The following is a 12,673-nucleotide window of genomic DNA, read 5'->3' on the forward strand; positions in this document are numbered from 1 at the left end:
TTTGCGTTAGAGAGAATCTGAAGCTTAAATCCCAAATTAAATAAGTAATGTCTATAAAAAACATTCGATTAGAAGTAATGCAGTTTTTGGAAAAAAACGTGGATAGCTTCGTAGAACAGTATTTAATTCCAGTAGAAAAGATTTGGCAGCCGTCAGATTTTCTGCCTAATTCAGAGGGAGATAATTTCTTTGAAGAGGTTAGGGAACTACGTGAAATTGCCAAAGAATTACCATATGATTTCTGGGTAACTTTAGTTGGTGATACCATCACCGAAGAAGCTTTGCCAACCTACGAATCCTGGTTGATGGATGTAGAAGGTGTAAATCAGGTTGAAAACGGTGGAAACGGCTGGTCTAAATGGATCCGTCAATGGACCGGTGAAGAAAATCGCCACGGAGATATACTAAATAAATATTTGTATTTGTCTGGTCGTGTAAACATGCGTGAAATCGAAATGACAACACAGCATTTAATCAACGACGGCTTTGACATCGGAACAGGATCAGATCCATACAAAAACTTTGTATACACCAGTTTTCAGGAATTGGCAACGTATGTTTCGCACAACAGAGTAGCACAAATAGCTAAGAAATTTGGTGATAAAAAATTGTCTAAAATGTGTAAAATGATTGCAGGTGACGAAATGCGTCATCATCATGCATACAGCGAATTTGTAAACCGTATTTTTCAGGTCGATCCAAGCGAAATGATGTTGGCCTTTCAGTATATGATGAAGCAAAAAATCGTAATGCCGGCTCATTTCTTAAGAGAATCCGGTCAAAAAATCAGTACAGCATTTGAGCAATTTTCTGATTCTGCACAACGTATTGGTGTTTATACCGCAAATGATTATGTTGATATCATGCAAAAATTAATAGATAAATGGGAGATTGATAAGATAGCTAATCTTACTGACGAAGCAGAAAAAGCACGTGACTACCTGATGAAATTACCTGCCCGAATGGCAAGAATTTCGGAGCGAATTGTGATTCCTAAAGAATCTCATATTTTTAAGTGGGTTGAACCTGCGAGATTATTATAGTATCAAAATTAGATTTTAAAGTGTAATTTCTAAAACGCAACTTTGTTGCGTTTTAGAAAAAAGCAAATAAAATGTTGATTGTTGGAGTTTTCAAAACTTTGATAATCAGCATTTTTTTGATATTTTAAGGTGTCAAATTTCGAGGTTTTTTAAAATTCTGAAATAAATTTTAAAGCAAGCCATCATTATTAACAATATAAAGCAAACGCTTAAGCAATAAAGAAGTATGAATAATTCTGATTTAATAAAGAAAACAATAGCATTCGTAAAAGAAAAATTAAACGATGCTGAGGGCGGACATGATTGGTTTCATATTGAGCGAGTATATAAAAACGCACTTTTAATTGCAAGAGATACGAACTGTGATTTGCTTGTGGTTCAATTAGGCGCTTTACTTCATGATATTGCCGACAATAAATTTCATAACGGAGATGAAACCATCGGGCCAAAAACTGCACGTTTGTTTTTGGAATCTGAAAATGTTTTAGAAAATACTATTCAACACGTTATCCAGATCATCGAAAACATCTCTTTTAAAGGAGGAAATTTCGAAAAGAAATTCTCTTCGGCAGAACTTGACATTGTTCAGGATGCAGATCGTTTAGATGCGATCGGAGCAATTGGAGTTGCCAGAGCATTTAATTATGGTGGTTTTAAAAACAGGGCTTTGTACAATCCTGAAATAACGCCCCTTACTAACATGACCAAAGAAGAATACAAAAGCAATAATGCACCAACAATAAATCATTTTTACGAAAAGCTTTTGCTCTTAAAAGATAAAATGAATACAGAAACCGGAAAGCAAATTGCTACTGAAAGACATCGTTTTATGGAAAGTTTTTTATCGCAGTTTTATGCGGAATGGGAAGGAATGAGATAATTTAGTTGTTCTGCAAAGTTACACCAGGATGACACAAAACTTCACGAAGTTTTTTAGATACTTTGTGAAGCTTTGTGTTTTCTGGAATCTCTGTGAAAGTTTTTCTAAGAGCACCCACAATTGTCCTCGCCACAATCTTTTTTCTTTTTAGATTTCCAAAAGAACTTTTTAATCAAATAACCAATGGCGATAAATAAGATGATAAAGGCAATAATTTCTTGTATCATAGCACTTTATTTTAAGAATTGATAGGTTAAAAGTGCTGTAACATAAGCAAGACCACTCATTAAAAAGAGCTGCATTACCGGCCACTTCCAGGAATTGGTTTCTTTTTTGGTAATGGCCAATGTGCTCGCACACTGCATAGCAAAAGCATAAAAAAGCAACAATGATATTCCTGTTGCAAAATTAAATACTTTTTGACCAGTTTCAGGACGGATTTCTGCCTGCATTTTGCTTTTTATCGTAGCTTCATTTTCACTTTCACCCACACTGTAAATAGTAGCCAGTGTTCCCACAAAAACTTCACGTGCAGCAAAAGAACTGATTAGGGCAATTCCAATTTTCCAGTCATAACCCAAAGGTTCAATAGCAGGTTCAATAGCATGTCCCATTAATCCAATGTATGAATTTTCCAGCTTTTGCGAAGCCACTTCATTATGAAGCTGAGTCTCGCTTAAAGCCGTATTAGAAAATTTTTCTTTAACGATCATTTCTGCTTCGTTAAATTCTTTTCCGGGGCCGTATGAGGCTAAAAACCATAAAATAATCGATATTGCCAGGATGATTTTACCTGCACCCATAATAAATGCTTTGGTTTTTTCGACAACATTTATTCCCACGTTTTTAAAAAGAGGTAATTTGTAACTTGGCATTTCGACTACGAAATACGTTTTGGCATCTAATTTTAATACCTTATTCAGAATATAGGCTGATAAAATTGCAGCAAAAAAGCCTAAAACATACAGCGCCATTAAGGTCAGTCCCTGTACATTTATAATACCGAAAACACGTTTTCCGGGAATAACCAATGAAATTATAATCGCATAAACAGGTAATCTGGCAGAACAAGTAGTAAACGGAGTTACCAAAATAGTAATCAGACGTTCTTTCCAGTTTTCTATGTTTCGTGTAGCCATAATCGCAGGAATGGCACAGGCTGTTCCGGAAATCAGAGGCACCACACTTTTTCCGGAAAGCCCGAATTTACGCATGATTTTATCCATCAAAAAAACAACACGGCTCATATACCCGCTTTCTTCCAGAATAGAAATAAAGAGGAACAAAAAGGCAATCTGCGGAATAAATATAATTACACCGCCAATTCCCGGAATGATTCCCTGCGAAAGCAAATCAGTTAAAATACCGCTTGGAAGCTCTTGTGCCACCCAGCTACTTAAAGATGCAAATGAGGAATCAATAAAATCCATCGGAATGGTTGACCAGCTAAAAATCGACTGAAATATCAAAAATAAAATAGCAAAAAATATAGCATAACCCCAAATTTTATGTGTTAAGACACGATCAAGTTTTGCCCTGATGTCTTTTGCACTTGCAGCATCAACCTGCAAACCTGTTTTCAAAACATCATTGATAAACTGATACCTTTTAATGGTTTCTTTTTGCTGAAGGCGTTTTAATTCAGAATGTGATTTGGTAAATGTGCTTCGGATTTCATTTCGGTCTAAATGCGAAAAATTAACATCCTGTGTAATGACCAGCCACAATTTATATAACAATTGATTCGGAAAAGCATTTTGAAGCTTTTTAAAATATTCAGGATCAATAACCGAAGCATTCAAACAAGGCTCATTTGGAATGGTTTTATAAGAAACAATTAATTCTTTTAATGTATCAATACCCAAACCTTTGCGGGAACTTACTAACGCAATTTTGGTTTTTAGTTTGTCTTCCAAATAAGGAATATCAAGTGTAATACCTTTGCTTTCCATACGATCAGACATATTGATGACTAAAATGGTTGGAATTTCAAGGTCTTTTATTTGAGTGTAAATCAATAAGTTTCTTTTCAGGTTTTCAACATCGGTTACAACAACTGCGACATCAGGATATAATTTATCATTTTTATTCAGTAAAAGTTCAATAACCACACTTTCGTCCATTGAACTGGCATTCAGGCTATACGTTCCCGGTAAATCGAGAATGTTGGCTTTAATATTATGAGGCAGTTTACAGAATCCGATTTTCTTCTCAACGGTAATTCCGGGATAATTCCCAACCTGCTGGTTTAAACCGGTAAGCTGATTAAAAACAGAGGTTTTCCCGGTATTTGGATTTCCGATAAGGGCAACATTGATATTTTGAACGCTCATTATAAATTGGTTTTGATAGGTTCAACTTCAATTTCGCGAGCCGTTTCGACCCGAATTGCAACATGCGAGCCATTAATGTCCAGATATAAAGGATCTCCAAAAGGAGCAATTTGAAGTAATTCGACCAAGTTGCCCGGCAAACAACCCATCTCTAATAATTTTAAAGGAATCAAATCGATATCAAAATCTTTGATAATGGCTTTTTCGCCTTTTTTCAGTGTATGGATAGTATTTAGCAAGCTTATTTAGATTGAATTTAGATTGCAAAAATAGACAATAATTCTTTATTTAACGGAATTTAATGCAGTCGAATATGCTAAATGTTTCTAAAAAGAACGGTTTCATTCTTTACAAAGGAAATCAATATCTTCCAGGAGACGTTTAATATCTTCTTTATCTGTTCCGTCATAAAATCCTCGAACACGTCTTTTTTGATCAACCAAAACAAAATTTTCAGTATGAACCATATCGTACAGTTGCTCAGGGCGACCTAACTTCACTGCCAAATATGATTTTCGGGCCATGGTATAAATCTCTTTTTTATCACCGGTAACCAAATTCCATTTGCTATCTACAACTCCATGTTTTATAGCATATGTCTTAAGAACCGGAATACTGTCTACTTCAGGAAAAACGGTATGGGAAAGCAGCATTACTTTCGGATTATTTAAAACAGCCTTTTGTACATCAGCCAAATTGGTGGTCATTTTTGGGCAGATAGATCCACAGGTTGTGAAGAAAAAATCGGCTACATAAATTTTTCCTTCGTAATTTTTTTGAGTAATGGTATCCCCATTTTGGTTTACAAAAGAAAAATCTGCAATCGTGTGATACTTACTTTTGTATTGTACTGTACTGTCAACCAATTCAGGATTCACATCGGCCGGATTATAGACTGGCAGCATTTTTTGTGGTTTTAAAGCAAAATAAAACAATGTTATGGTGACAGTTGAAAATACAATTAAAACAATGAAAAATTTTCGGTATTTATATAGTAAAGATTTCATAAACAGATTTTGCGTGCAAAAATACGAAAAGGACTTTTTTTAAACCTTAAATTGGGACGTTTTTAACCAAATTACAGCAAATGCTTTTTTTGGGGTTTCCGGATGGATTTATTCACTAAATACAACCCTGTCAGAGTTACTAAAACTCCAATGGCAATACTCTTTGTAAGGGTTTCACCAAAAATAAAAAAACCCAGAACAATGGCGACAATAGGATTGATATACGCATAAATACTGCTGATTTCTTTTGGTAGATGCTGTAATGAATAAATAAAGGCAATGAAGGTTATTAATGAGCCCACAATTACTAAATACCCAATTGACCACCAGGATTCTGCCGGAATCTGACTAAGCGGTATGTTGATTTCGCATGCTTCAGTTATAACAAAAAGCATAAAGCTCGACAGCAGCATTTGCAGTCCTAAACTAAAATACGGATTGAAACTGGCTGCTTTTTTCTTGGTTTGCAAAGTTCCAAAAGCCCAGGTAACTGTTGCCATTAGAGATAATAAAATTCCAAACTGAAATTCGGGTTTTAAGAAATCGCTTAAATAATCGAAGAATATGATACAAATTCCGCCAAAACTGATTAACATTCCTATAATTGCCAATTTAGCAACCCTTTCTCCCTGAAAAAAACAAATAATAACAATCCAAACAGGAAAAATGGTTGCAATTATAGCTCCAAGTCCGCTGGTAATATATTTTACACCCCAGGTACTTAAACCGTTGCTTAACGCAAAATTTAAAACAGAAAGGATCAGGATAGTTATCCATTGTTTGCCTTTTGGCCAGGGTTCCTTTTTTAACACAAAATAAATCACATATAATGTTCCGCCTAAAAATTGTCTAATAGTCGCCAATTGCAGACCCGGCATATGCTTAACGCCTTCTTTTGAAGCTAACCAGGTTGTTCCCCAAAAAAAGCTTACCCAGCACAAAGCTATAATTGGTAGCCCGATAGAGTCTATTCTTGCCAATATGGCGGTTTTTATTCTTGTTTTCACTTTGTTTCACTTAGTGTCACAAAATTCCAAAAACTATTTCAAACAGCAGGTAAAAAGGCAAAATATATTCATGAAAGTTTTAGTTGGTTTCAATGAAATATTTGCAATTAAAAACTTACGATTGATTATTGTTTAATTTTAACATAATGTTAGAGATAATAGCAATATGTTTGTATTTCAGACAAAAGAATATATAAATATGAAAAAAGTGATTACTAAACGTTTATTTTATGCTATTTCTGCAACGCTCACTATAGTTGCAGTACAAGCTCAAAATACCGTACCGAAGGAACCCGGTATCAATGTTTCCAATATGAAAAAAGAGATCAGTCCCAAAGATAATTTCTTTCAGTATGTAAATGGTACATGGTTGGATAAAACAGAGATTCCAAGTGATCGTACAACTTGGGGCAGTTTTAATGAATTAGTAAAAAAAACAGACAAGGATGCAATGGAAATTTTGAAAAGTGCTTCAAAAAATCCAAAGTATAAATCGAACACAGATCAAGGCAAGGCAGTAAATTTGTTTGCAACAGTTTTAGATACTGCAGGAAGAAACAAAAGAGGAATTGATCCATTGAAACCGTATTTGAAAAAGATCGATGCCATTAAAAATGTAGCTGATCTTCAAAAGTATTTAGTAGAAATGGAGCCTCAGGGCGGAAATGACTTTTTTAAGATTTACATTGGAGCGGATGAAAAAAACAGTTCTAAAAATTCTGTAACTCTGGCAGTAAGCCGATTAGGTTTGTCTGATAAAGATTATTACACTTCAGAAGATAAAGATTCTAAAGAAAAACGTGCTAAATATGAACTTCACTTAGCAAGAATGATGCAGTTTATCGGAGAATCTCCAGAAAAAGCGAAACAAAGCTCAACAGAAATTATAGCATTAGAAACAGCTTTGTCAACTCCAAGATTAGACCGCGTCGAAAGCAGGGACAGTCGTCTGCAATACAATCCGATGACGGTGGCTGATCTTCAAAAATTGACTCCGGCTATTAAATGGGATGCTTATTTTACCGGACTTGGTCTTGCAAAGCTTGATACGGTGGTGGTTTCGGAAACCCGTTATATGAAAGCACTTCAAAATATTTATACAGAAAACAAAGTGCCACAATGGAAAGCGTATTTGAAATGGACTTTGTTAAACAGATCAACATTTCATTTGACAACCGATATCGAAACGGCAAACTTTGATTTTTACAGTAAAACACTAAGAGGGGCTCTGAAACAATTGCCTAGAGAAGAGACTGCCTTACAAATTGTAAATCGTAGTATTGGTGAAGCTCTTGGTAAATTATATGTAGAAAAGGTATTTCCTGCAGAAGCAAAAACAAAAGCAACAGATATGATTCACAATATAATTCTGGCTTACCAGAACCGTATTAATAATTTATCATGGATGTCAGGCGCCACAAAATTGAAAGCGATTGAAAAACTGAATAAGATTACTATAAAAGTTGGTTATCCGGATAAGTGGAAAGATTACTCTGCTTTAGAAATTAAAAGCGTTGCCGAAGGGGGAAGCTACTTTGAGAATGCAAGAAATCTGGCAAAATGGAATTTTAATAAAGGTCTTGAAAAATTAAATAAACCAGTTGATAAGTCAGAATGGGGAATGTCTCCTCAAACCGTGAATGCTTATTACAACCCTTCTTATAATGAAATTGTTTTCCCGGCTGCTATTTTGCAACCTCCTTTTTACAACTATCAGGCAGATGAAGCAGTGAATTATGGTGGAATAGGTGCTGTAATTGGTCACGAAATTTCACACGGCTTTGATGATTCAGGTGCTCGATATAATGCAGATGGAAACCTTATTGACTGGTGGACGGCTGAAGATTTAAAACAATTTACAGCATTAGGAACTGCTCTTGCAGATCAGTATAGTGCTTTAGAGCCATTGCCTGGAATTCACGTTGATGGTAAATTTACTTTAGGAGAAAATATTGGTGATTTAGGCGGAATTAATGCTGCTTATGATGGTTTACAGTTGTATTTAAAGAAAAATGGTAATCCGGGATTAATTGACGGTTTTACTCCAGAGCAACGTTTTTTTATCTCATGGGCCACTGTCTGGAGAACGAAAACCAGAGATGAGGCAATTAAAAATCAGGTTAAAACAGATCCGCACTCACCGGGAATGTACAGAGCATATGTGCCAATTCAGAATGTAGATGCTTTTTACGATGCTTTCGAAATTAAAAAAGGAGACAAAATGTACGTTGAACCAGAAAAGAGAGTAAAAATCTGGTAGATATAGCATAGCAAAACGGCGCAGAATTTAGATTCAGCGCCATTTTTTATTTATTGATGATTATTTCAAATGACTGTAAATATAGCTTTCAACTGCTTTTAGTTCCTCATCAGACATTGCCTTTGTCACAGGAAAATTGGTTTTCATGACAGCAAACTGACTTGGATCCACGATTGGTTCGCCATTCCCTTTCAAAAAAGTAACGATGTCTGCATTTTTATCTTTATAGGTTTTTGCTATTTCCTTGATACTTGGACCTATTATTTTTTGGTCTGGCTGATGACAGGATGTGCAATTTCCTTTTCCTTCAAAAATTTCTTTTCCTAATTCTTCAGGTGATTTGGTTGCTGCAGTTTCTCCTTCAGAATAAGTTTCTTTTGTAGTTTCAGTCGGTTTTTCAAAAGGTTCCTGACTTTCTTTTTTACAAGCTAAAAAAGCAAAAGCAGCTAATAAAAATATAGTTTTTTTCATGTTTATTTATTTAAGATAATGGCAGCTTCTTTAGCAAAATAAGTTGAGATAATATTAGCCCCGGCACGCTTAATGCAATAAAGTTGCTCTATCATGATTTTGTCATGATCCAGCCACCCTTTTTCTGCTGCGGCCTTTACCATAGCGTACTCACCAGATACCTGATAAACTGCAACCGGTACATGAACGGCATTTTTTACCTCACGAACGATGTCCAGATAAGCCATTCCGGGTTTTACCATTACGATGTCAGCACCCTCTTCAACATCCAATAATGCCTCACGAATTCCTTCAATTCTATTGGCATAATCCATTTGATAAGTCTTTTTGTCTTTAGGTATATTTTGAGAATCAACCGGAGCAGAATCCAGCGCATCACGAAATGGCCCGTAAAATGCAGAAGCATATTTGGCACTGTAACTCATAATACCAACATTGTGATGACCGTTTTCTTCGAGGGCTTTTCTGATAGCCAAAACTCTTCCGTCCATCATGTCGCTTGGTGCTACAAAATCGGCTCCGGCTTCAGCATGGCTTAAACTCATTCGGGTTAAAGCATCCACTGTAGCATCATTAATTAACTGTCCGTTTTCTATGATTCCATCATGTCCATAAATCGAATAAGGATCTAAAGCGACATCCGGCATAACAATCATTTCAGGTACTGCATCTTTGATGGCACGAATGGTTTGCTGCATCAGCCCGTCTTTGTTCCAGGCTTCAACACCTTTGTTGTCTTTTAGATGGTCGCTTACTTTTACATAAATATTTACCGCTTTAATTCCTAAATTCCATGCTTCTTTAATTTCTTTTATGGTATTATCCAATGAATGACGGTAAATTCCCGGCATCGACGGAATGGCGACTTTTACATCTTTTCCTTCGGCAATAAACATCGGAAGCATAAAATCATTTGGACTTAAAGTAGTTTCACGAACTAAAGAACGAATAGATTCATTAGCTCTTAAACGGCGGTTTCTTTGTAGTGGGAACATAGATGTTTTTTATAAATTTTACGTTGAATATTCCGGCTGAAAGCTTTAAATATTCATTTCAAAACCTGAATTAAAATAAGTGAAGCAAAGTTACAGAAAAAACGACCAAATAAAGAGCCAGTAATGAGTTAGAATTCGTTAATATTATCTAAATTCGTATTGTTTTTTTAATTCCTTTTAAGAATCTTCTTATGGAATTTTTCAAAATTTAACTTTCCCAAATGAAGAAATTATTTGCTTTTTGCTGCTGTTTGCTCTTATCCAGTTGTTTCGAAATAACAGAAAGAATCAAACACCATGACGACCAAAGTGGCGAGTATACCTTAATGGTCGACTTTTCGCAGTCTTGGTTAAAAACAAAATCAGCCATCTGGCTGGAAGAAGTAGATGGTGTTAAAATTCCGAACGAACAGGAAATCACTCAGAAACTGGATGACTTTAAATCAAAAGTGTCAAAAATAGGAGGAATTTCAAATGTTATTACAAAAACCAATTTTGACAAATATATTTTTATCATTAAATTAGATTATAAAACACTGAAAGCACTAAATGAAGTCGTAAATACTTTAAACAAGCAAAAGAATCAGATTCATTTTACAGGAGATTCAAAGAGTTTTGAAAGAATCGCCTCGTATCCAATTCCTGAGAAACTAATTAAGGATGAAAAGAAGAAAGAAGATCTGGAAAAAGCCAGCATTGTATCTATTTACACTTTTGACCGGGACATTTCAGCAACATCTAACGGAAACAGCAAAATTTCTAAAAATAAAAAGACGGTTTTTTTAAAACAAAGCATGTACAGCGTTCTTAAAAAATCAGCACTGATGAACAATACTATTAAATTAAATCAATAATCATTATACTTTCTCATGAAACAGTTTTTTACGTTATTCATTTTATTCACATTTTGTTTTGCTTACAGTCAGACACTTTCCAAAAAACAGGATTATTTTGTTCAGTTTAATGGCGGTCAGCTTTCAAAAAAAGTAAGCGTTGCTGAGGTTCTGAATCATTCTCTTTTAAAGAATGGGAAAATGAAACTGAATGCCAATCAATATGCAGATCTTATTAAATTAGACCAGAAAATAACAGTTCACGGCAATTATTCAGACAGTATTCCATATTATCAGGTTACAATTCCGATAAAAAGCAGAAACGATATTAAAACTTTTTTAATTCAGAAGGATAAAGAAAGTGACTCGATTGAGAAGCCTCTTATTGAAGATTTTGGTCAGTATTCTGTATACAATTCGGGTGACAAAAAAACGACTATCGCATGGAATGACAATCATTTGGTGATTTTTGGATTAACTAAAAGATACTCTTACAATGATTATGCTGTAACAACTGCGGTTGATAGTGTTGCAGTTGTTAGCGATTCTTCTGCAGTTATTATGGAACAGCCTTATGAGCCTGCCGTAGATACAGCTTACACAGCTTATTCTGATGATTATTATGCTAATTACCAAAAAGAACAAACCGCTTTTGACAGCATTCAGTCAATCAGTCAGAACAGATTTATAAAAATGCTTTTTGAAAATGGATTTACAGTTCCGGCCTCAGATAAAGTTCATGAAAATGCCGATATTTCATGTTGGTTTGATTACGGGTCTGCAATGAGTAGTTTTAATACAGCTTATGCTGCTTTGGCAAGGTTTACGACCTATAATAAGTTTCTTCAGAATCAAAAAAATATCGGAAATTTTGTAAAAGGAATCAATGTTGATTTTTATTTTGATAATGATAACGCACGTGTTGAAGAAATTGTCGAATATTCAAAGTCCATGGCTGATATAGCAGGCAAAATCTGTAACCGAAAAGTCAATAAAAATATCTTTAATTATTTTCCTGCCCAAAAGCCACTTGGTTATATGACGTACCATTTTAATACAAAGGAAATACTGAATAATTTCCCGGCTTTTAGCGCCGAAATTTTCACTAATCCTTATATTTTGAAAGAGGATATTAGTGTTGCCACAGATTTAATCTCGACTATTATCGATGAAGAAGCTACCGCAACTCTTTTTGATGGTGATTTGAGCATGTTTCTTTACGATGTTGTAGAAAGAGAAGTCACTACAAAAACATACGAATATGACGAAAATTATGAGTCAAAAGAAGTAGAGAAAACAATAAAAAAAACAGTTCCGCTATTTTCAGTAATTTTTACTTCGACCCATCCAACATTTGCTGATAAACTGATACAATTAGGCGTTCGCAAAAACGGATTGACCCCAAAAGGGAATTACTACGAAATAAAAGGAACTCAGGAATATGGGAATTTGTTTATTTTTAAGGACAAGGATGTGGTGATTATTGGAAACAGTATTGATCATATTTTCCCGAAAGAGAATTCATTCTCAAAAGAAGTTAAAAAAGAACTGAAACAAAATTATTTTGCTTCCCAGGTGAGCATGGATAAATTAGTAACAGCATATTCTAATTCCAGTGAAGCAAAACCATCTGATATGAAAAGCCTCAATCTACTGGCACAACAGTTTACAGATGTTACCTTATATTCTGGAAAAAAACTGGTAGATAACAAACTGAAATTTGAGTTAAAACTAAATTCGTCAAAAGGAGATAAAAATATCATTTTGCAGACCTTAGATATGATTGAAGAATTAAGTACGAAATAATTTAGAAAAAGAAAGAGGCTGTCCGAAAAGTCGAAGCT

12 protein-coding genes are annotated in these 12,673 nt (G+C 34.8%); 5 read left to right on the forward strand and 7 right to left on the reverse strand.

The features are described from left to right. Positions 1 to 47: 47 nt before the first annotated feature. Both DMB65_RS14440 and DMB65_RS14445 read left to right on the forward strand, forming a co-directional pair. Entirely contained in the window at positions 48 to 1,043 is a 996-nt protein-coding gene (locus tag DMB65_RS14440; RefSeq protein ID WP_110307350.1) for an acyl-ACP desaturase, read from the forward strand. Between the two features lie 226 nt (positions 1,044 to 1,269). Then, entirely contained in the window at positions 1,270 to 1,923 is a 654-nt protein-coding gene (locus DMB65_RS14445; RefSeq protein WP_110307351.1) for an HD domain-containing protein, read from the forward strand. 104 nt (positions 1,924 to 2,027) lie between these two features. On the opposite strand, the gene DMB65_RS14450 is transcribed toward DMB65_RS14445, so the two are convergent. The 5 genes from DMB65_RS14450 to DMB65_RS14470 all read right to left on the reverse strand — a co-directional run bounded on the left by DMB65_RS14450 (position 2,028) and on the right by DMB65_RS14470 (position 6,270). Continuing rightward, positions 2,028 to 2,150, reverse strand: coding sequence for a FeoB-associated Cys-rich membrane protein (locus DMB65_RS14450; protein WP_110307352.1), 123 nt, complete (start codon positions 2,148 to 2,150; stop codon positions 2,028 to 2,030). A gap of 6 nt (positions 2,151 to 2,156) precedes the next feature. Next, positions 2,157 to 4,256, reverse strand: coding sequence for a ferrous iron transport protein B (gene feoB, locus DMB65_RS14455; RefSeq protein ID WP_110307353.1), 2,100 nt, complete (start codon positions 4,254 to 4,256; stop codon positions 2,157 to 2,159). Beyond that, entirely contained in the window at positions 4,256 to 4,495 is a 240-nt protein-coding gene (locus tag DMB65_RS14460) for a FeoA family protein (RefSeq protein ID WP_110307354.1), read from the reverse strand. The genes feoB and DMB65_RS14460 overlap by 1 nt, the downstream gene beginning before the upstream one ends. Before the next feature lie 102 nt (positions 4,496 to 4,597). Next, positions 4,598 to 5,263 (reverse strand): SCO family protein, encoded by a 666-nt coding sequence (locus tag DMB65_RS14465; protein ID WP_110307355.1) that lies wholly within the window; start codon positions 5,261 to 5,263, stop codon positions 4,598 to 4,600. A 71-nt stretch (positions 5,264 to 5,334) separates the two neighbouring features. Continuing rightward, positions 5,335 to 6,270 (reverse strand): DMT family transporter, encoded by a 936-nt coding sequence (locus tag DMB65_RS14470; protein ID WP_110307356.1) that lies wholly within the window; start codon positions 6,268 to 6,270, stop codon positions 5,335 to 5,337. 199 nt (positions 6,271 to 6,469) lie between these two features. Between DMB65_RS14470 and DMB65_RS14475 the strand changes: the two genes are divergently transcribed. After that, complete coding sequence (locus tag DMB65_RS14475) at positions 6,470 to 8,530, forward strand: M13 family metallopeptidase (protein WP_110307454.1); 2,061 nt, start codon at positions 6,470 to 6,472, stop codon at positions 8,528 to 8,530. A gap of 60 nt (positions 8,531 to 8,590) precedes the next feature. Here the strand turns inward: DMB65_RS14475 and DMB65_RS14480 are convergent, their stop codons facing one another. Together DMB65_RS14480 and hemB are read right to left on the reverse strand one after the other, a co-directional pair. Continuing rightward, positions 8,591 to 9,001 (reverse strand): c-type cytochrome, encoded by a 411-nt coding sequence (locus DMB65_RS14480; RefSeq protein ID WP_110307357.1) that lies wholly within the window; start codon positions 8,999 to 9,001, stop codon positions 8,591 to 8,593. A gap of 2 nt (positions 9,002 to 9,003) precedes the next feature. Then, entirely contained in the window at positions 9,004 to 9,996 is a 993-nt protein-coding gene (gene hemB / locus DMB65_RS14485; protein WP_110307358.1) for a porphobilinogen synthase, read from the reverse strand. A gap of 221 nt (positions 9,997 to 10,217) precedes the next feature. On the opposite strand from hemB, the gene DMB65_RS14490 reads away from it, so the two are divergent. Together DMB65_RS14490 and DMB65_RS14495 are read left to right on the forward strand one after the other, a co-directional pair. Next, complete coding sequence (locus tag DMB65_RS14490; RefSeq protein ID WP_110307359.1) at positions 10,218 to 10,850, forward strand: hypothetical protein; 633 nt, start codon at positions 10,218 to 10,220, stop codon at positions 10,848 to 10,850. A gap of 15 nt (positions 10,851 to 10,865) precedes the next feature. Beyond that, positions 10,866 to 12,635, forward strand: a complete 1,770-nt coding sequence (locus DMB65_RS14495) for a hypothetical protein (protein ID WP_110307360.1) — start codon at positions 10,866 to 10,868, stop codon at positions 12,633 to 12,635. The last annotated feature ends 38 nt before the right edge of the window (positions 12,636 to 12,673 follow it).

The organism is Flavobacterium cheongpyeongense (assembly GCF_003202435.1).
Classification (GTDB): Bacteria; Bacteroidota; Bacteroidia; order Flavobacteriales; family Flavobacteriaceae; genus Flavobacterium; species Flavobacterium cheongpyeongense.